The sequence below is a fragment of the Streptomyces sp. NPDC050560 genome, assembly GCF_044457285.1.
In the GTDB taxonomy this organism is placed as follows: Bacteria; Actinomycetota; Actinomycetes; order Streptomycetales; family Streptomycetaceae; genus Streptomyces.
In genome coordinates this window covers 191437-210042 of sequence record NZ_JBITGT010000005.1, presented here as the reverse complement: position 1 = coordinate 210042, position 18606 = coordinate 191437, and the positions used below count along the sequence as shown (strand labels likewise).

Sequence of the window (18606 nt, the reverse complement as noted above, 5' to 3'; positions counted from 1 at the left end):
CGGCGCGCGGTCAGCCGCCGCCGGACAGGGCGTGGCGGGCGTACGCGGCGGCGTTGGGCTGGAGTTGCAGTGCGGCATGGCTCGTCGCGGCGTGCACGTCCCGCCAGGCCCGTTGCAGCGGGTGGTCGCTGCCCTGGGCGCGCGCGCCCGCCGCGCGCTGAAGGCTCTCGACCGCGTCCGTCAGATACTCGGCGGTCACCGCGTAGTCGCGGTGGCTGCGCGCCACCATGTCCGCCGTCACGGGCGCCGTGCCGTCGGCACCGGCCGCGATCCGCGACAGCAGCAGCTCCGCGGCGTCCAGGGCGGTCCCGACGCGGGCGAGGGTGGCCTGCACCGACTCCTTCTCACGGGAGCGGACCCTGCGGCCCATCAGGACCTCGGTCCTTTCGGCCATCCACCCGGTCCAGTGCCGCAGTCCCGCGCGTGCGGCGCCCAGCGCGGGCGCCACCAGGCTCAGGCCGCTCACCAGGCGGAACGGCACGGAGTGGCAGCGCGGCACACCGGAGGGACCGGCCGCGACCGCCGCCCCGTCGAGCAGCGCGCGCTGGGTGAACGAGCGGTGCCCGGGCACGAAGACGTCGTCGAGGACGACGGTCCTGCTGCCGGTGCCGCGCAGTCCCACGGTGAACCAGGTGTCGACCACCGTCCACGCGTCGCGGGGCACGGCGAAGAACCGTATTTCCGTGTCGGTGTCCGGTTCGACGGCGGAGAGCAGCGCCCAGTCCGCGAAGTCGATACCGCTGACGAAGCCCCACCGCCCGCCGAGCCGCCAGCCGCCCGGCGCGGTGCGTACGGTGCCCGAGGGCACGATCGCGGCGCAGACCCGGGCGTCGGGCCCTTCGGCCCACAGCTCCTTCTGCCCCGCGGCGGGCAGAAAAGCCGCCATCCGCGCGTGCGACGCGAACAGGGCGGCGCACCAGCCGGCCGACGCGCACCCCCCGGACACCGCCGCCACCGTCCGCAGCAGGGTGGCGAACGTGCCCTCGGTGCCTCCGAACGCCCGGGGGACGAAGTGCCGTGGGAAGCCCGCGGCGGTCAGCGCGTCCACCACCGCGGGCGACAACCGGCGCTCGTCGTCGGCCCGTTCCGCGTGCGCGGCAGCCAACTCCGCGAGGGCGGCATCGTGGACCCCCGCCGTGTCCCCGGCGCCGCCGTGCGGTGGTGACACGCTCGCCTCGGACATGGCCGTCCCCTTCCCGTTCTTCCCGTTCTTCCCGTTCGGCGTAGGACGGCGGCGGGCGCCGTCGCGCCGCCGCCGAAAGCCCGCCCGCACTATCGGCGAAACGTCTCAAGGGCGGCTCGAACACCGGCGGAGTCGAGCGGCCGTCCAGCCGGTGCCGAGCCGGCACCCGCAGGCTGGTGCGAGCAGGCCGCCCGGCCGTCGAGCGCGAGGGAGTGGGGATGCACAACGAGGTGCGGGTACTGATCGTGGGTGGTGGTCTCGTGGGGCTGTCCCTGGCCGTCTTCCTCGCCGACCAGGGGGTGGCCGCGCACGTGGTGGAGCGCCGTCCCGGCACCTCCGCACTGCCCCGCGGGCGGAGCCTGAACGTGCGCTCCATGGAGGTGCTGTCGTCTGCGGGGCTGGCCCCCGCGCTGCACCGCGCGCCCGCGTCGGTGCTGCGGGACTTCCCCGAGATCGCCAGGGCGCGCACCCTCGACGGGCAGGAGACGTTCCACGCCGTGCGCCCCGCGCCCGACTCCTACGCCCGGGTCAGCCCCACGGCGCCGCTGATGATCGACCAGAACGCGGTCGAGCCGGTGCTGCGCGCCCACGCGTCGCGGCTCGGCTGCCGACTGGGCTTCCACACCGAACTGCGGTCGTTCTCCCAGGACATGGACGGGGTCACGGCCCACCTCTTCGACCGGGCGAGCGGCCGTACGTCCACGGTGCGCGCCGCGTACCTCGTCGGGGCCGACGGGCACCACAGCAGGGTGCGCGAGGAACTCGGCATCGGGGTCGACGGGGGTGCCGAGTCGACCCGTTACGTCAGCGTCCCCTTCGGTGCCGACCTCGAACCCGCCCTGCGGGGGCGCCGGTTGGCCCTGTGCTATCTGGAACGCCCGGCGGCGAAGACCGTGTTGACGCGGCTCGACGATCCGCGGCGGTGGGTGCTGATGGTCCCGGCCGAGGCCGCGGGCGACGACCCGTCCGACCGTATGTGTGCGTCGCTCGTCAGGCAGGCGGTGGGCCGTGACGACGTGGAGATCGAGCTGCTGCGCCGCGACGACGTGCCGCTCGACCGCTGGGAGCTGACGTCGTGGGTGGCGCGGAGCTACCGCGACCGGCGGGTGCTGCTCGCGGGGGACGCCGCGCATGTGACACCTCCGGCCGGTGGCCTCGGCGGCAACACCGGTATCCAGGACGCGCACAACCTCGCCTGGAAGCTGGCCGCGGTCCTCGGCGGCCGGGCGGGCGGCGGCCTGCTGGACACCTACGAGGCGGAGCGCCGTCCGGTGGCGGTGGCGGCGGGCGCGTTCTCCGCCGCGAGCCAGCGTGGCCGCACCGGGACCGGGGGCGCGCACGCGCCGGGGCCCGTGGACCCGCTGGCGGTGGCGCTCGGCTACCGCTACCGGTCGGCCGCCGTGGCGGGCGACGAGGGCGGCGGACCGGCCGGGTCCGACCCCGCCCCGGTGGCCCGCTGGGACGGGGAGCCCGGCAGCCGCGCCCCCCATGTACCGCTGCGACGCGACGGTGTCCCCGGCTCCTCGCTCGACCTGTACCGTGACCGCTTCGTGCTGCTGGCGGGGCCGGGCGCGGGCCGCTGGGCCGAGGCGGTGCGGCAGCCGGGGCTGCCGGTGCCCGTGCGCGTCCACCAGGTCGGCGCGGACCTCGACGTGGAGCCGGACTCATGGGCCGAGGCGCACGGTGTCACCGGCTCCGGTGCCCTCCTGGTGCGCCCCGACGGCTTCGTGTGCTGGCGCGCCAGGGGCGCGGCGCCCGCGGACGCGGCGGGCAGGCTGGCCGGGGTGCTGCGGCGGGCGCTGGCGCTCGACGCGGAGCCCGCGGCGTCGGCGGGCGCGCGAGGCTGACTCTAGCGCGGTGGCGGACGATCCGTGGGCAGGCACATCCGCTCAGGGAGGGCATGTGACGTCCGCAGAGAACGCGCACCCCACGGACGGTGCGGATCGGGCAGCCGGAACACCCGGAGTACACAGGGCGAGCGCGGCGCGGGGCGCGGGCGGCGGCGCCGAGGGGCCGCCCCCGATGCTGGTGGCGGGGGCGGGCCCGGTGGGCCTCACCCTGGCCCACGAGTTGGCGCGCCACGGGGTACGGGTGCGGATCGTGGACGCGCGCCGGGCCCCGGTCACCACGAGCCGGGCCATCGCGACCCACCCCCGCACCCTGGAGACCTACGCCCAGATGGGCATCGTCGACGAGGTGCTGCCGCTCGGCCAGCGGGTCAGCGCCTTCACGCTCTTCCAGAACGGCAAGCGCCTGACCAGGCTTGAGGCCGACTACGGGCGCACCCCGACCCGCTACCCGTTCACGCTGACCATCACCCAGGTGCGCACCGAGAGCGTGCTGCGGGCGGCGCTGGCGCGGCGCGGGGTGGAGGTGGAGTGGGACACCCGTCTCGACGCGTTCGAGCACGACGCCCACGGGGTACGCGCCCGGCTGGCCGGGCCCGGCGGCACCGAGGAGGTGGACGTCCCCTGGCTCGTGGGGTGCGACGGCGGGCACAGTGTCGTGCGCAAGCGGCTCGGGCTGCGGCTGCTGGGCGAGCAGAGCGAGACATGGATGCTGGCGGACGCCCGGGTGGACACCGAACTGCCGCGGCACAGCATCTACTGGGTGCGCACCGGCGGCACCACCCTGATGATGGTCCCACTGTCGGAGCCGGGCCGCTGGCGCCTGCTGGACACCTCACGGCCGCCGCACGACGAGGACCCCGGCCGGGTCGCCGGACGGATGGCCGCCATGCTGTCCTCGGGCACCGGGGGCACGGTGCGGGTGGGCCGCCCCGACTGGGTGTCGGTGTTCACCTTCCAGCAGCGGATGGTGGAGCGGATGCGGGTGGGCCGGTGCCTGGTCGCCGGGGACGCGGCCCATGTGCACAGCCCCGCGTCCGGGCAGGGCATGAACACCGGTATCCAGGAGGCGTACAACGTCGCCTGGAAGCTGGCGGCCGTCGTCCACGGCAGGGCCCCCGAGGAACTGCTCGACAGCTACGGCGAGGAGCGCGTCCCGGTGGGCCGGTCCCTGCTGGACTCCACGAAGACCGCGACGCGCCTGATCCAGCTCAGGAACCCGGTGCTCCAGCGCGCGCTGCCGGTCTTCTTCGCCCTGGTGCGCACGGTGCCCGCGCTGCGGCGGCACATGCAGCACAAGATCCTCGGCACCATGTCGGGCCTTGAGGTGAACTACGCCGCCTCGTCGCTCTCGCTGCCGGAAGACGGCGCGCCCGCGCCGCGCCCGGGCGACCGGGTCTCCCGGATCACGGCGGAGTCGGCCGGCTCCCCGGGCCCCGCCGCCCTGTTGACGGAACTGGCGGGCACCCGGTGGACGCTCCTGTGGTTCCGCGGGGCCGAGGAGGGCGCGAAGGAGCTGGCGAACATCCAGGCACGGCAGGGCAGTTGGCTCTCGGTACGGACCGTCGTGCCGGAGGACGTCCCTGACGTGCCGTCAAGTGACGCTGAAGCTGTCCTGGATGACGGCTCCCTGCGGCGGGCCCTGGGTGCGGAGGCGGACTCCTGGCTGCTGGTCCGTCCCGACGGCTATCTGAGCGCCAGGGGTGTGGGGCTGACCGAGGACGGGTTCGCGGGGCTGCTGGCGCGGCTGCCGCTCGCCGCGGACGGCTGACGGCGGTACGCGGGCGGGTGCGGGGAGGGGGCGGGCGCGTGTGGCGTCCGCCCCCTCCCGTGGCAGCTCCTCAGTGGTCCGCGGTGCCCTCCTCGACGGCCTCGAACACGTCGGGCTCGGCCTCCGCGTGCTTCATGAGCCGCGGTATGTGGGCCTGGAACTCCGGGCTCTGCATGGCCTGCCGGTGGTCGGAGGCGTCGCGCCACTCGGCCAGTTCGACGTAGACGTCGGGGTTGCGTGCCGAGCGGTACAGGCGGTGCGAGACGAAGCCCGGCCTGCCCTTCATGAAGGTGGTCATCGATCCGAGGAGCCGCTCGAACTCGTCGCGGTCCCCCGTCAGCCTGAGGCGGTTTATCACTGTGGCCATGTCAGCCTTCCCCTTCCGTGGAGTTCTCCGGTGGCCTGGCCGGCAACGTCCACCGGGCCACCCTGTCGCGCAGGTCGAGTCGTTGGACCTTGCCGGTGGCCGAGCGCGGGATGCGGTCGACGATCTCCACCCTCCAGAGCCGCTGGTAGTAGGGGACCCGGCCGTTCACGAACGCCGCGACATCCTCGGCCGCCACGTCCGGGTCGCCGGTCTCGACCAGCGCGCAGGCGAGCGCCCCGCGCAGCGGGTCCTCGCGCCCGACCACCACGCAGTCGTCGACCGCGGGGTGTATCCGCAGCACCGCCTCCACCTCGGTCGGTGACACGAGGAAGTTGTCGCACTTGAAGACGTCCTTGATCCGGTCGACGAGGTAGAGACGGCCCTCGCCGTCCATGCGGCCGACGTCCCCGGTCGCGAACCACGCGTCGGGCGCGAGGGGTTCGGCGTCCAGATAGCCCTTCATCAGTTGGGGGCCGCGCAGTTCCACCTCGCCGGTCTCCCCCAGGGGCCGCACCTCGCGGGTGTCCGGGTGGACGATCCGGCACTCGGTCCCGGGCAGCGGCACACCGCACGAGCCCTTGCGGGGCGCGTCCAGCGGGTCGCAGAGGCTCAGCGGCGAGGTCTCCGCGAGCCCGTAGCCCTGCACCACCGGGACCCGGAACCTGCGGGCGAGTTCGTCCGCGCGCCCGACCGGGAGCGCGCTGCCGCCGGAGAGGATGGCGCGCAGCGTGGGGACCGGCTTCCTGCGGTCCGCCCCGGCCTGCGCCATGGCCAACTGCGCCAGGCGCACCGGCAGGCTGTAGTAGTGGGTGACACCGTTGTCCACCGCGGCCTGGACCGAGCCTGCCGGATCGCCCCCGGGGTGCAGCACCTGCTTCGCCAGGGCGCACACGCTGCTGTTGAGGTGCATGAGGTGGTACGTCGGCAGGCAGTTGAGCGTGACGGACCTGCCGTCCAGTTGGTGGGCGAACGCCGTCTGGGCGGCGTTGACGGTGAGGTCGCGGTGGGTGAGCATCACCGCCTTGGAGGCGCCGGTGGTGCCGCTGGTGAACATCACGCAGGCGACGGCGTCCGGGAGCACGCGCGGCGCGGCGGGCGGTGTGGGGGTGCGGGGTGCGAGGTCGCCGAGTACGGGCACACCTGGGGCGTCGTCGGTGGGGTGGGTGAGGACCACGGTGTCCAGATAGGGCAGGTGGAACCGGATGTCGCACAGGACGCGGTACATCTGCGGGGTGACGACGGCGAGTTGGGCCCTGCTGGTGCGCAGGGCGTGCGCGAGGCCGTCCTCTCGCCACAGCGGGTTGAGTACCACGCTGATGTTGCCGCTGCGCGAGGTGCCGTACAGGGCGGTCGGGAACGCCGGGTCGGCCACCGCGGGCACCGCGACGACAGAACCGAGGTCGGGCAGGAGTTCACGCAGCCCCGCGGCGCACCTCGTCACCCGCGCGTCCAGTTCGCCGTACGTCCACTCGGACCCGCCCGCGCGGATCGCGACCCGGTGGGGCGCGTGCCGGGCGGCGCGGGCCGGCAGGGCGTCGACGCCTGGACCGCACGTCAGCCCGTCCAGCACGTCGAGCGAGGGCCCGGAGGCGATGCTGCGCCCCGGTGTGACGGTGGCCCGTAACTTCTTGGTATTCCACACCCGCGATCTCGCCCTCTCAGTCGTCAAGAAGTGCCACCGCGCGCGCCCAGCCGGCCCCGGCGCGCGCCACTTTCACCGGGAAACAGGACATACGGAATCCGGCGGGCGCGGGGAGGTCCGCCAGGTTCGCCAGCCGTTCGATCTGGCAGTACTCGCGCTCCCGTCCCACGAAGTGGGCCGGCCACAGCACCCCGCGGTCGCCGGTGCGCTCGTACTCCTTCATGATGTGGGTGAACGGGGCGTCGAGGCTGAAGGCGTCGGTGCCGATGACCCGGACGCCGAGGTCGAGCAGGAACTCCACCGCCGAGCGGTCGAGACCGACGAACTCCGTGAAGTACCGCTGGGTTCCCACGAGCCGGTCGGCGCCCGTGTGGAGCAGGGCGATGTCGCCGGGGGCGGGCCGGTGGGAGATCCTGGCGCACTGCTCGGCGATGCGGTCGGCGTCCACCGTGCCGGTGGCGGCGTCCCGGACGTCGAGCACGAACGCGGGCCCGTAGAACCAGTCGAGCGGCAGCTCGTCGACGGTGCGGGGGCCCGACGTGCGGTAGCCGGCCGTCGATCCGTAGTGCGCGGGCGCGTCGACGTGGGTGCCGGTGTGGGTGGTCAGGGTGAAGGTGTCGTTGTTCAGGAACTCGCCGCCGGGCAGCGCGTCCACGTCGAAGTCGAGACCGAAGTGCTCCCGCATCTCCGACGCCATGTGGCGGGCGCCCTCGGCGGGCGACATGGCGACATGGCGCACCGGGTCGGGTTCCCAGAACGACGCGTCGACTGGGGAGCTGAGGTCGATCAGGCGCATTCCTGCTCCAGCCTTTCGTACCCGTCCATGAAGTACTCGGAGGAGATCCCCGTCCCGCTCCCGAACGCGATCTGCCGCAGAATCCTGCGGTAGGCGGGGGTGTGGGAGACGAGGGAGGCCATTTTCGGGCGCAGCGCCCGGGAGAACCGCCCCGGGGAGAGCATCATCCTGCTCTGCGCCACCTGGAGCCGCATCATCCTGCGGATGTCGCGCCGCCGCGGTCCGCAGTAGCGTTCGAGGAACGCCACGCCCGCGTCCTTCTCGTGCAGCGACGCCATCAGCACGGGGTGTGCGGCGACCGCGTCCTGGAGGGCGAGGTTGATGCCCTGCGCGCCGATCGGGCTGTGGGTGTGCGCGCTGTCCCCGATCAGCAGCAGGCCCTCCTGCGCCCACTCGGGGGAGAACCCGGCGAACACGTCGAGGAGCGTCAGGTCGGCCATGCTGCGCACGGTGTGCCTGATCTCGCGGGCGTACTGGGGGACGGCGGCGCACACCCGGTCCTTGATGTGCTCGACGCCGCGGGGGGCGAGGGTGCGGTACTCGCGGTGCGGGAGCAGCCAGCCGATCTGGACGCTGTCGGGGCCCGAGGGGTAGAGCAGGACCGCGTCCGAGCCGCCGCGCACGATGCGCACGTCGCGGTGGGCGCGGCCGTTCGCGGGCACCTTGAACCAGAGCACGTCCTGGTCGAAGACGTCGTCGCGGCCCGACGCGATACCGGCGAGGCTCCGGGTCCGCGAGTATCTGCCGTCGGCTGCGACGATGCAGTGTGCCGCGATCCGCAGCGCCCCGCCGCGGCCCTCGGCCAGGGCCCCGGTGACCCGGTCGGCGTGGCGGTAGAGGCGGGTGACCCTGCTGCCCTCGACGAAGGTGAAGCCCGGGTAGCGGCGGCAGCGGCCGAGGAGCTGGCCGAGCACCTGCTGCTGCGGGATGCTGAGCAAGTGGTCGTAGGGGGGCGGTAGTTGGCGGTAGTCGCTGACGAAGAGCACCCGGTCGTCCGCCACGAGCTGGAAGCGGTCCAGCTCGTGGCAGCCCTGGGCGCGGGCGGGCGTGAGGACGCCGAGCGCGTCGAGGACCCGCATGCCTCCCGGCTGGAGTATCTCGCCGCGGTACTCGCGCCGCAGCGTCGCCGTCCGCTCCACCAGGGCGACCCGCGCGCCCGAGCGGAGCAGCAGCAGTGCCAGGGTGAGCCCCGCGGGCCCGCCGCCGACCACGCAGAAGTCCGCCTCCGTCTCCGCCGTCGCGGCCGCCGTCCCGCTCACGCCCGCAGCCCCAGACCGCCGTCGGCCCTGATCACCTGGCCCTGGACCCATGCGGCCTCCGGCGCGCACAGCAGCGCCACCACGTCGGCGACGTCCTCGGGCACGGTGAGGCGGCCCGCGGGGGTGCGGGCGGCGAGCAGGGCGACGGCGGGCGGTGGCGGGCTGTCGCCCTTGTCGAGCTTCGCGGTGGACACGGCGTTGACGGTGATGCCGTGTTCCGCCAACTCGACGGCGAGGTAGCGTACTTGGCTCTCCAGTGCGGCCTTCGCCATGCCGAGTGCGACATAGCCGGGCACCACGTCGTGCGCGCCGGTGCTGGAGACGGCGATGATCCTGCCGCCCCGTGGCATCAGCTCGGCGAGCGCGGGCGCGCCGTGCAGCAGGGGGTTGAGGGCGACGGAGAGGTCCCGCCAGGCCCCGCCGGGGTCCGGTGCCAGGGCGGGCATCGGTGTGTAGTTGGCGGCGTTGTGGACGAACACGTCGAGCCGTCCGTGCCGGTGGCGCAGCTCCCGCAGCAGGGTGGCCACCCCCTCGGGGGTGCCGACGTCGGCGCGTACCGGTGTCACCGTGCCGCCGTGCTCGCCGAGGGCGGCCACGGCCTTCTCGGCCTGTTCCCCGGAGCCCGCGTAGTTCAGCAGGATCTCGCAGCCGCAGGACGCCAGCTTGTGGGCGATGGCGAGCCCGAGCCCCCGGGTGCCGCCGGTGACCAGTGCGATCTTGCCTTCGAGTCCGAGCCGTCCCGGTGCCACGGCCCTCACTCCCCCGCTTCCCCGGGCGCCTCGGTGAACTGCTGCGCCAGCCTGAGGGTGGCCGTGCTGTTGGTGCCCAGCGTCCCGCGCACGGCGGCGCGGGCGTCGGCGACGGTGGCGTCGGCGCCGAGGACGGCGGTGACCGCGTCCGGGTCGATCACCACGGTGTGCTGCGACGTCGCCACGGTGCCGGTGGGGGACGGTGTGAAGCTCCAGCGTCCGGTGTGCGCCAGCAGCACCTTCGGCAGCGTGGTCTGCTTGTAGACGATGTGGCTCGACGGGAAGCAGAGGCGTATCGACTCGGTGGTGTGCACCGAGCCGTCGGGGGCCTTCGTGTCCATGGCCAGGTGCTGGACTCCCCCCGGCTCCTCGCGCAGTTCGAGGCGGGCGACGTGCGGCAGCCGCTCGGGCCACGCCCCGCAGTCCCTGATGAAGTCGTAGACCTCGACGGGCGGTGCCGCGATCTCCACGCTGTCCTCGAACGCCATCATGAGCCGGTCGAGCCCGGGGCCGCGCTCGACCGCCGCCTTCAGCGCGGCCAGTTCGGCCCGGCTGTTGCGGTCGACGGCGCGGGCTATCCAGTCGGCGTGCCCGGGGTCGTCGTCGACCGGCGTGTAGTCGTGGGTCATCACCACGAGGGTGTCGCCGCCCGTCGCCGGTTTCATGATCCATTCGCCGCCCATGGACGCGACGGGGGGCTGCGACACCTCCTGGCGGAAGGCCACCCGGCGTGCCCCCGCATCCAGTGTCCGCCGCGACAGCCACGTCTTGACCTCGCCGTTCGCCAGCGCCCACAGGCGGATGCGCTCCTGGGCGCCGTCGCTCTCGACGCGCTCCGCGTGCAGGGTGGGGCCGAAGACGGCCGGCCATACGGTGACGTCGGCGATGATGTCGTACAGCACATCGGCGGACGCGGTGGCGACGACGGTGTGCTCGGTGTGCCGGACTTCCTGCTGAGCCACGCTGCTGCCTCATTTCTGGAACGCGACGCTGTCCGCGGTCGGGTCAGTAGTTGCCGAGGCCGCCGCAGACGTTGAGCGCCTGGGCGGTGATGGACGCGGCGGTGTCCGTGGTGAGGTAGGCGGCGAGCCCGGCGACCTCCTCGGGGGTGGAGTAGCGGCCCAGCGGGATCTTCGCCTCGAAGCGCCGCAGCACCTCGTCCTCGTCGATGTCCCAGTGCTCGGCGAACCCCTGCCGCACGCGCTGCGCCATGGGGGTCTCGACGTATCCGGGGCACACCGCGTTGACGGTGATGCCCGTCTTGGCCAGCTCCTTGCCGAGTGCCTTGGTGAGGCCGATGACACCGTGCTTGGAGGCCGAGTAGGGCGCCCCCAGCTCCACGCCCTGCTTGCCGCCCGTCGAGGCGATGTTGACGACCCGGCCCCAGCGCCGCTCCAGCATCCCGCCGGTGGTCAGCACCTCGCGGGTGACGTAGAAGACGCTGTGCAGGTTGGTCGCGACGACGTCGAGCCACAGCTCGTCGGTGATCTGCGCGGTGGTGCCGCCGCCGTTGCGTCCCGCGTTGTTGACCACGATGCCGATCGGTCCGAACCGCTCCACCGCCGCGGCGACCACCTCGCCGACCTGCTCGCGCGAGCGGACGTCGCCCGCGCAGCCGTCCACGTCGTAGCCGCGCGCCCGCAGCTCCTTGACCGCCGTCGCCACGCGCTCGCCGCCGCGGGCGCAGATGTACACCCGGTGGCCGGCCCCGGCCAGGGCCTCGGTGACCGCCGCCCCGATCCCACTGGTGGCGCCCGTGACCAGAGCCACGTGCCGCGCGTCGTCCGCCATGCCGCTCTCCCTCCTCGTCGACCGCCGGAATGCTGTCAACACCCGTTAGAGGGGGCCTCGATGTTCGCTGGCCCCGGGCGGGCGGCGCGCGGGCGGCCGGTCGACGGGGGCTCCAACCGTGCTCAACCGCGGTGCGCCAGGCTCGTCGACCGACCCCGAGCGATCGGCTGCGAGAAGAGTGGGATGGACATGATCCAGTCAGTGCGACCGGCGGACGGCTCCGTCGACAGTGCCCTCTACCTGAGGGTCCAGCAGTTCTACGCACGCCAGATGCACGCGCTGGACGGCGGCGACGCGCAGGCGTGGGCGGACACCTTCACCGCGGACGGCGAGTTCGCGGCCAACGCCCACCCGGAGCCGGTGCGCGGCCGGAGCGCGATCCACGCCTCGGCACGCGAGGCCGCGGCGAAACTGGCCGAGCAGGGCATCGTACGACGCCACTGGCTCGGCATGCTCGACGTGTCCCCGGGGCCCGACGGCGCGCTGCACACCCGCTGCTACGCGCTGATCGTGGAGTCGCCGCGGCACGGACGCCCCGACGTGCGGCTGAGCACCCTGTGCGAGGACGTCCTGGTGCCGGAGGGCGACGGGTGGCTGGTGAGCAGCCGCAGGGTGACCAGGGACGACCTGCGCTGAACGACGGCGGTGGGCCGGCCCGCGCTCCCGGGCCGCCCCACCGCGGCGTCCGTCCTCAGCCCTCCCACTCCAGGTAGATCACCGGGGACTCCCTGGCCGGGAGCTGGCGCAGCCGCCCGTGGTCGAGGCCGAGCACGTCGCGCAGCGCGCTCGTCTCGCCCGGCCACTTCGGATGGGCCAGCTCGTCGAAGGCGAGGATGCTCCCCCGGGTGAGGTGGGGGCGTATCACGTCCAGCAGCTCCCGCGTCGGGCGGTAGAGGTCGAGGTCGAAGTAGGCGAGGGCGATCACCGTCTCCTCGTTCTCCGCCAGGTAGCGCGGCACCGTCGTCCTGACGTCCCCCTGGATCACGAAGGTGCGCTGGGTGTGGCCGAACGGCTCGCCCAGCTCGTGGGCCGCCATGACCTCGCGCAGATGACCGACCTCGTCCTCGGGCACGGCGAACCGCCCGGCGACCGCGCTGGTGCTCACCCGGTCCACCTCCGCGATGTCCGGGAACCCGGTGAAGGTGTCGAACCCGACGATGCGCCGCAGCGAGTTGTACGGCTCGTAGAGGCTGCGCAGGGCGGTGAGCGTGGCGAGGTGCCTGCCGTGCAGCACCCCGAACTCCATGATGATGCCCGGCACTTCGGGGATCATCCGGTAGAGCGCGTCCATGCACAGGAGGTCCGCCATCTGATGGCGCCTCAGATACACCGGCAGGTTGTCGATGAGGTACTCGGGCGGGATGGGTGTCTCGGTCAGCAGCTTCGTCAGCCGCAGGCGCGACTCCCGCTCCTGTTCCGACTCGTGCGGGACGACCCGCGGGTCCTTGAATCCGTTCTGCTCCATATCCCGTTAAACCCCTTAGTCTGCTGCGGGATGTCCTGCACGGGGCCCTTCGGCCAGCCTCTCGTACAGGTCGCGACACTGGCCGTACTCCGGGAGCAGCCCGGCGTCGGCCGCCTGACCGAGCAGGGGGGCGCGGGCGTCCTTCTCCGACATGACGAAGGGGTCCGCGTCGCCCCAGGGAATCCCTATCTCCGGGTCGAGGGCGTTGATGTCGATCATGCGGCCGCGCCGGTACTCCGCGGAGCACAGGTAGCTCATGCACGCGTCGTCGGTGAGGGCGAGGAAGGCGTGCCCTATCCCCTCCGCCATGAAGATCCCGGTCCCGGACTCCGGGTCGAGCCTGGTGCGGTCGAACTCGCCGAACGTCGGCGAGCCCACCCGCAGGTCGACCACGACGTCGAGGACCGCGCCCCGCACACAGGTGACCAGCTTGGCCTCGCCCGGGGGCACCGGGGTGGCGTGGATGCCGCGCAGGCTGCCCCGGCGGGAGACCGAGTAGGTGGCCTGGGCCGGCGTGAAGCTCCTGCCGGTCGCCTCGCCGATGCCCTCGTACCTGAACAGCTCGTGCACCGAGCCCCGTTGGTCCTCGAACCGGTGCGGATCGATCCTGAAGGTGTCGGGAATCCTCAACTGGGTGATCAACTCGCCCTCCGCCGGGCCTCGTCGAGATCGCCCGCGGAGGTGGCGCCGCTGTCCGGCAGCGCCAGCCACCACGGGGCGTCCCTGGCCCAGGCCACGGTCCTGGCGAGCCCGTCCCGCAGCGCCGTGTCCGCGGTCCAGCCCAGCACCGCGGCGGCCTTGGCGGAGTCGGGGATACGGCGCTGGAGGTCCTGGTAGCCCGGGCTCAGCCGCTCCGCGGTGTCGACCTGCATCAACTCGCCGCCGTACCCGCACAGTTCGCTGACCTGGGTGAGCACGTCGCGCACGGTGGTCTCCACCATGCTGCCGAGGTTGAAGGTCTCGCCGACGGCCTTCTCCTCGGCGGCGGCGCGCAGGGTGCCCTCGACGATGTCGTCCACGTAGGTGAAGCACCGGGTCTGGGTGCCGCCGTCGTACACGACCAGGGGCTTTCCGTTGAGCGCGCGGTGCACGCTCCGGCTCACGACATAGGCGGGCCGCTGCCCGGGTCCGTAGGCGTTGAAGTAGCGGACGATGGTCGCGGCCGGGCCGCCGCGGCGCCCGTAGGCGAGCGTCAGGTGCTCGGCCAGCGCCTTGCTCGTCGAGTAGCTCCAGCGGTCGGCCGAGGTGGGGCCGAGGACGCGGTCGGCCTCCTCCGACCACGGCACCGCGGGGTTCTTGCCGAACACCTCGCTGGTGCTCGCGACGACCACCCGGGCCCCGGCGCGTGCCGCGAGGTCCAGGACGTTGCGGGTGCCGGTGAAGTTGACGTCGATGACGTCGAGCGGGCAGGCGAGATACTGGTCGACGCCGACCACGGCGGCGAGGTGGTACACCAGATCCACACCGGGTCTGATCGCCCCGGCCAGCCGGTCGAGGTCCCGCACGTCCGCGGGGACCAGGGCGGCGTCGACTCCGTCCAGTGCCCTGGCCCCCGAGGCCGCGTCGACCACCACGACGTCGTCGCCGTTCTCGACGAGCCGACGGACCAGCCGGCCGCCCACGAAGCCGGCGCCGCCGGTCACCACCACGCGTGCCATGCGCTACCTTCCGATTCCTCGATAGAGATAGCCGAGCCGCCGCAGAGAACTGATCTTCTCCTTGGAGTAGTAGGCGCGGCCGTCCAGCACCAGGCAGGGCACGGCCACCGGGAGGGTGGCGTAGTCGAGGGACTCGAAGACCTGGTGCAGTGCCAGCACGGCCACGCAGTCGGCGCCGCGCACCGCGTCGTGCACGGTGGCCGACAGCCCGAAGCCGAGCAGCTTCCTCGCCTCCACGGGGTCGACCAGCGGGTCGTGCACCCGCACCCGCACCCCGGCCGCGCTCAGCGCCTCCACCACCGCGGTCACGGGGGTGCTGCGCAGGTCGCCCGTGTTGTTCTTGAACGCCATGCCGAGGACCGCCACGGTGGCACGCGCGGGCTCCCTGCCCAGGGCCGCAAGTTCGGCCAGGATGGCGTGGGCGGTGTACCGGGGCATCTGCTCGTTGACCCGGCGCCCCGCGGGCGCGGTCAGGATCTCCACGCCGTGGCTCCTGGCCGTCTGCCAGACCATCCACGGGTCCTTGGTGAGGCAGGAGCCGCCCACCCCCGCGCTGGGGAGCAGGATGTTCACGTTCCCCACGCCCTTCGGTATGCCGTTGGCGGCCTCGATCACGTCCAGCACGTCCACGCCGAACAGCGCGCAGAACTTGGCGAGTTCGTTGGCGAGCGCGATGTTCAGGTCGATCCACCAGTTGTCCGCCAGCTTGACGATCTCGGCCGCCTCCAGCGAGTCCTGGCGGGCGACCCGGACGCCGAGCGCGGCGGTCCAGAAGTCGGCGGCGGCCGTGGTGCTCGCCTCGTCGAGGCCGCCGACCACGATGGGGAAGCTCCGCAGCTCGCGCAGTGCCGTCCCCTCCGCCAGCCGCTCGGGGGTGAAGGCGAGCGCGAAGTCCTCGCCGCCCTTCAGCCCGCTGCGCTCCAGCAGCGGCAGCACCAGGCTCCTCGTCACCCCCGGCGGCACGGTGCTCTTCAGGATGACCAGTTGCCCGGGCCGCAGGTGCCGGCCCAGTTCGGCGCAGGCGGTGCGCAGTTGCTCGTCGGCGAGCGAGCCGTCGTCGCGCACGGGGGTGCCCACCGTGATCAGCACGACGTCGGCGCCGCCGACCGCCGCGTAGTCGGTGGTCCCCCGCAGCGTGCCGCGCCGCACCACGCGGCCGAGCAGTTCGGCCAGCTCGTCCTCCTTGAACCGGCAGACCCCGTCGGCGAGTTCGCCGATGAGTCCGGCGTCCAGGTCGATGCCCACGACATCCCAGCCGCCGTCGGCGAGGGTTCCCGCGACGCAGGAGCCCACGTAACCGAGGCCCACGACGGCCACCTTGGTGGGGGCAGACGCCTTCACCCCGTGGTCACCCCCGACGCGTTGAGGCAGGCGAGCAGGGTGCGCGCCTGGATGCCGAGGTAGTGGCCGTGCCCGACCAGCGAGCTGAGCTGCGCCGGGGTCACCCAGCGGTAGTCCTGCGGCGGGTCGAAGTGCTGCCCCACGTCCACCACCAGGTATCGGTTCTCGGCGTTGAGGAACCGGCCGCCCTCCTCCGAGTGGATCGCCGAGTAGAGGACCGCGTCCTCGTCCGCCGCCTCCACGACGTCGGCGAAGAGCGGCGGTTCGCTGCCCGGCAGTCTGGCGAGGTCGCCCGGGCAGTACTGCACGGTCGGCCCGATCTCGACGCCGTTGGCGAAGCCGCCCTCCGGCCTGGCGTGCGCGAGCACGTGCAGCACGCCCTCGACACGGCAGGCGAGGAAGGCGGCGACGTCCTGTGCGTAGGGTTCGAGGAGCGGCTGCGTCCAGCTCGTCACCTCCCGGCTGCCGGCCTGCACGGACACGCCGACGAGCCGGAAGTACGCCTCCCTCACGTGCTCGACGGAGGTGTCGGTCCTGCGCCAGTCGGGCACATCGCGCAGCGGTACGAGCCTGGACGTCACCGCGTAGCGCGCCCTGGCCCCCGCGAACCAGGACAGGACCTCCTTGTCCGAGTGCAGGGCGCCCTCGTCAGGACGCTCGACGGGGACGCAGGACAGCGCGGAGCGCGAGTCCATGTTGATGACGTTGCTGCGGTGCAGCAGTTCGCCGATCTGGGCGAGGGTGAGCCAGCAGAAGTCCTCGTGCAGCGGCACCTCGTCCCAGGTCTGCACGATGACGTTGCGGTTCCTCTTGTGGTGGAACCACTCGCCCTGTTCGGACTGGATCACGTCGGCGAGCACCGTGCTCTTGCCCGCCTCGGCGAAGTACTCGACGTACTTCACGGGTGAACCCTTGTGCACGCCCGTGTAGTTGCTCCAGGTGGCCTGCACCGTGGGCGAGAGCTGGACGACGTTGCAGTTGCCCGGCTCCATCTTGGCCTGCATCAGGATGTGCGGGACCCCGCCGAACTCCTTCACCAGCAGGCCGAGTATCGCCACCTCCGGCTGGCAGATGACCGGCTGGGACCAGGTCGTGGCCGCCGTGCCGCCGGCCCGGTCCTCGATGGTGACGTGCATGCCCTCCACGGTGAAGAACCGCCCGCTGTGGTGGCGGAGGTTGCCGGTCTCCTCGTCGAAGCTCCAGCCGGCCATGTCGGTGATGGGGATGCGGTCGACCTGGAAGTCGTGGGCGCGGGTGCGCTCCTCCAGCCAGGCCAGCACCTGCGCCGTGGTCAGATGCGCGCCCTGCTCGGCCGCGGCCGACCGCGCGAGGCTGTCCGCCGCCGAGCCGTCGGCCCGTCCGCGCAGGCCCACCCCGTTGTCGGACGGTGCCGCGGCTCGGCCGTTGTGCGAAGTATGGGTCTTCATGCCTTCAATCCGGGATTCTCTGGGGAGGGACGGGACGTCGGGCGGGTGCCACCGGGCGCCGAGGGCCGCGCCCGGCCCTCCTGGCGCACCAGTCGCTCCAGGTCGGGGACCAGCCGGGCGGGCGTCGGCTTGGCGCCGATGTCGTCGCGCAGGGCGTGCGCCGCGGCCCGGGACTTCTCGCCGAGCACGGTGCGGGCGGCCCGCTCCACCTGCTCGTCGGACGCGGTGAGGCCGGGCACCGAGACGACCGCGCCGGTGGCCGCCATCCTGCCGCCGAACACCACCTGGTCGGGGCTGAGCGAGAGGGCGAGCTGCGGCACCCCGGCCGCGGCGGCGGTCATCATCGCGCCCGCGCCACCGTGGTGGAACAGGGCGTCGCACGTCTCCAGCAGGGTGTGGAGCGGGAAGCCGCACAACACCCGGACGTTCGGCGGGAGTTCGCCGAGCGCGTCGACCTCCTCGCGGCCCGCCGTGACCACGACCTCCGCGCCGAGGCGGGAGGCGGTCTCGATGGCGGTCCTCAGCACCGGGACGCCGGTGCCGTACATCGCCGTCGCCGAGTACCCCCACAGCACACCGATACGGCCCCCCTGCGGGGGGTCGAGGAGCCAGGCGGGGGGTGTGGCCCCCGGCCCGTTGTACGGCAGGAACCGCACGGGCAGCGGGGTCGTACGGCCGTGCGGGGGCACCGCGAGGCTCGGTGAGGGGTCGATCACGTAGGGCATGTCCTCGCGGCTGAAGGGCGCGAGGCCGTGGCGGGCGAACGACTCCGTGGGGTCGTCGAGCCCCATGTCGATGGGGGGTTCGGTCTCCGCGGCGCCGTACAGGCCGAGCGAGTGGTAGACGGAGGGGGCGCCCGCAAGACGGGCGGCGAGCGCGCCTTCCGGGGTGAGCACGTCGTGGACGACGAGGTGGGGGCGGTAGGCCCGGGCCAGCTCCGCCGCCGCGTCGTAACTGCGGTGCAGGGCCCCGAAGATCTCCCCCATGAACCGGTCGGAGGCGGCGTCGACGTCGAACTCGTCGAGTTTTCCTACCGGTTCACCCGTGTCCGGGTGGAGTGGCATGCCGGGCAGGGTGCGTGTGCCAGCGACCGCCTCCTGGTACCGGGTCAGCCGCGCCCAGTACGTCAGGTCGGGTCCGTCGAGCACGGGGACCGGCACCAGTCCCGCGCCCGAGACCGTGGCCGCCTGGCCGGGCGGGCAGGCCACCCTGACCTCGTGCCCCGCCGCCTGGAGCGCCCACCCCAGCGGGACCATGCAGTAGTAGTGGCCTCCCCAGGTGGAGACCGTGAACAGCACACGCACTCAGGC

The 18606-nt window shown here is 73.1% G+C and carries 17 protein-coding genes; 3 read left to right on the top strand and 14 right to left on the bottom strand.

Annotated elements, in window-relative coordinates; translation table 11 throughout:
- Positions 1-10: 10 nt before the first annotated feature.
- Positions 11-1183 (bottom strand): hydrolase, encoded by a 1173-nt coding sequence (locus ACIBIW_RS13125; RefSeq protein ID WP_399335221.1) that lies wholly within the window; start codon positions 1181-1183, stop codon positions 11-13.
- A 218-nt stretch (positions 1184-1401) separates the two neighbouring features.
- Here ACIBIW_RS13125 and ACIBIW_RS13120 point away from each other — a divergent pair, with 218 nt between their 5' ends.
- Both ACIBIW_RS13120 and ACIBIW_RS13115 read left to right on the top strand, forming a co-directional pair.
- Positions 1402-3030 (top strand): FAD-dependent monooxygenase, encoded by a 1629-nt coding sequence (locus ACIBIW_RS13120; protein WP_399335219.1) that lies wholly within the window; start codon positions 1402-1404, stop codon positions 3028-3030.
- A gap of 55 nt (positions 3031-3085) precedes the next feature.
- On the top strand, positions 3086-4801 hold the full coding sequence (locus ACIBIW_RS13115; protein ID WP_399335217.1) for an FAD-dependent monooxygenase: 1716 nt from the start codon (positions 3086-3088) through the stop codon (positions 4799-4801).
- Positions 4802-4871: 70 nt separating this feature from the next.
- Here ACIBIW_RS13115 and ACIBIW_RS13110 read toward each other — a convergent pair whose 3' ends face one another.
- From ACIBIW_RS13110 to ACIBIW_RS13080, 7 genes are read right to left on the bottom strand one after another with little or no spacing between them, the layout of a single operon-like run.
- A complete protein-coding gene (locus ACIBIW_RS13110) occupies positions 4872-5168 on the bottom strand; it encodes an antibiotic biosynthesis monooxygenase family protein (RefSeq protein ID WP_399335215.1) in 297 nt (98 codons plus the stop codon).
- A gap of 1 nt (position 5169) precedes the next feature.
- Positions 5170-6837 (bottom strand): class I adenylate-forming enzyme family protein, encoded by a 1668-nt coding sequence (locus tag ACIBIW_RS13105; RefSeq protein ID WP_399335213.1) that lies wholly within the window; start codon positions 6835-6837, stop codon positions 5170-5172.
- The gene (locus ACIBIW_RS13100) at positions 6827-7606 is read right to left on the bottom strand and encodes a cyclase family protein (protein WP_399335211.1); all 780 of its coding nucleotides are present in this window, start codon (positions 7604-7606) and stop codon (positions 6827-6829) included. The genes ACIBIW_RS13105 and ACIBIW_RS13100 overlap by 11 nt, the downstream gene beginning before the upstream one ends.
- Complete coding sequence (locus ACIBIW_RS13095; RefSeq protein ID WP_399335209.1) at positions 7597-8865, bottom strand: FAD-dependent monooxygenase; 1269 nt, start codon at positions 8863-8865, stop codon at positions 7597-7599. Before ACIBIW_RS13095 ends, ACIBIW_RS13100 begins: the two co-directional genes overlap by 10 nt.
- Positions 8862-9614, bottom strand: a complete 753-nt coding sequence (locus tag ACIBIW_RS13090) for an SDR family oxidoreductase (protein WP_399335207.1) — start codon at positions 9612-9614, stop codon at positions 8862-8864. The genes ACIBIW_RS13095 and ACIBIW_RS13090 overlap by 4 nt, the downstream gene beginning before the upstream one ends.
- A 5-nt stretch (positions 9615-9619) precedes the next feature.
- On the bottom strand, positions 9620-10576 hold the full coding sequence (locus ACIBIW_RS13085; protein WP_399335204.1) for an aromatase/cyclase: 957 nt from the start codon (positions 10574-10576) through the stop codon (positions 9620-9622).
- Positions 10577-10619: 43 nt separating this feature from the next.
- A complete protein-coding gene (locus tag ACIBIW_RS13080) occupies positions 10620-11405 on the bottom strand; it encodes an SDR family NAD(P)-dependent oxidoreductase (RefSeq protein WP_399335202.1) in 786 nt (261 codons plus the stop codon).
- Positions 11406-11594: 189 nt separating this feature from the next.
- On the opposite strand from ACIBIW_RS13080, the gene ACIBIW_RS13075 reads away from it, so the two are divergent.
- Positions 11595-12041 (top strand): nuclear transport factor 2 family protein, encoded by a 447-nt coding sequence (locus ACIBIW_RS13075; RefSeq protein WP_399335199.1) that lies wholly within the window; start codon positions 11595-11597, stop codon positions 12039-12041.
- A gap of 55 nt (positions 12042-12096) precedes the next feature.
- Here ACIBIW_RS13075 and ACIBIW_RS13070 read toward each other — a convergent pair whose 3' ends face one another.
- Genes ACIBIW_RS13070 through ACIBIW_RS13045 form a run of 6 tightly spaced genes read right to left on the bottom strand, consistent with a single transcriptional unit; the run spans position 12097 to position 18600 of the window.
- Positions 12097-12870 carry a class I SAM-dependent methyltransferase gene (locus tag ACIBIW_RS13070; RefSeq protein WP_399335197.1) on the bottom strand — a complete coding sequence of 258 codons (774 nt, stop codon included), beginning with the start codon at positions 12868-12870 and terminating at the stop codon, positions 12097-12099.
- Positions 12871-12885: 15 nt separating this feature from the next.
- Positions 12886-13512 (bottom strand): dTDP-4-dehydrorhamnose 3,5-epimerase family protein, encoded by a 627-nt coding sequence (locus ACIBIW_RS13065; protein WP_399335195.1) that lies wholly within the window; start codon positions 13510-13512, stop codon positions 12886-12888.
- Positions 13509-14528: an NAD-dependent epimerase/dehydratase family protein gene (locus tag ACIBIW_RS13060; protein WP_399335193.1), complete on the bottom strand. Its 1020-nt coding sequence runs from the start codon at positions 14526-14528 to the stop codon at positions 13509-13511. Before ACIBIW_RS13060 ends, ACIBIW_RS13065 begins: the two co-directional genes overlap by 4 nt.
- A gap of 3 nt (positions 14529-14531) precedes the next feature.
- The gene (locus ACIBIW_RS13055; RefSeq protein WP_399335191.1) at positions 14532-15869 is read right to left on the bottom strand and encodes a nucleotide sugar dehydrogenase; all 1338 of its coding nucleotides are present in this window, start codon (positions 15867-15869) and stop codon (positions 14532-14534) included.
- Complete coding sequence (locus ACIBIW_RS13050) at positions 15866-17296, bottom strand: NDP-hexose 2,3-dehydratase family protein (protein WP_399335189.1); 1431 nt, start codon at positions 17294-17296, stop codon at positions 15866-15868. The genes ACIBIW_RS13055 and ACIBIW_RS13050 overlap by 4 nt, the downstream gene beginning before the upstream one ends.
- Complete coding sequence (locus tag ACIBIW_RS13045; protein ID WP_399335187.1) at positions 17293-18600, bottom strand: nucleotide disphospho-sugar-binding domain-containing protein; 1308 nt, start codon at positions 18598-18600, stop codon at positions 17293-17295. The genes ACIBIW_RS13050 and ACIBIW_RS13045 overlap by 4 nt, the downstream gene beginning before the upstream one ends.
- Positions 18601-18606 lie beyond the last annotated feature (6 nt).

What these genes read in the sequence shown, in the direction of transcription:
- ACIBIW_RS13125 (WP_399335221.1), bottom strand. Translation starts at nt 1,183, where the DNA reads ATGTCCGAGGCGAGCGTGTCACCACCGCACGGCGGCGCCGGGGACACG.
- ACIBIW_RS13120 (WP_399335219.1), top strand. Translation starts at nt 1,402, where the DNA reads ATGCACAACGAGGTGCGGGTACTGATCGTGGGTGGTGGTCTCGTGGGG.
- ACIBIW_RS13110 (WP_399335215.1), bottom strand. Translation starts at nt 5,168, where the DNA reads ATGGCCACAGTGATAAACCGCCTCAGGCTGACGGGGGACCGCGACGAG.
- ACIBIW_RS13100 (WP_399335211.1), bottom strand. Translation starts at nt 7,606, where the DNA reads ATGCGCCTGATCGACCTCAGCTCCCCAGTCGACGCGTCGTTCTGGGAA.
- ACIBIW_RS13080 (WP_399335202.1), bottom strand. Translation starts at nt 11,405, where the DNA reads ATGGCGGACGACGCGCGGCACGTGGCTCTGGTCACGGGCGCCACCAGT.
- ACIBIW_RS13075 (WP_399335199.1), top strand. Translation starts at nt 11,595, where the DNA reads ATGATCCAGTCAGTGCGACCGGCGGACGGCTCCGTCGACAGTGCCCTC.
- ACIBIW_RS13070 (WP_399335197.1), bottom strand. Translation starts at nt 12,870, where the DNA reads ATGGAGCAGAACGGATTCAAGGACCCGCGGGTCGTCCCGCACGAGTCG.
- ACIBIW_RS13060 (WP_399335193.1), bottom strand. Translation starts at nt 14,528, where the DNA reads ATGGCACGCGTGGTGGTGACCGGCGGCGCCGGCTTCGTGGGCGGCCGG.
- ACIBIW_RS13050 (WP_399335189.1), bottom strand. Translation starts at nt 17,296, where the DNA reads ATGAAGACCCATACTTCGCACAACGGCCGAGCCGCGGCACCGTCCGAC.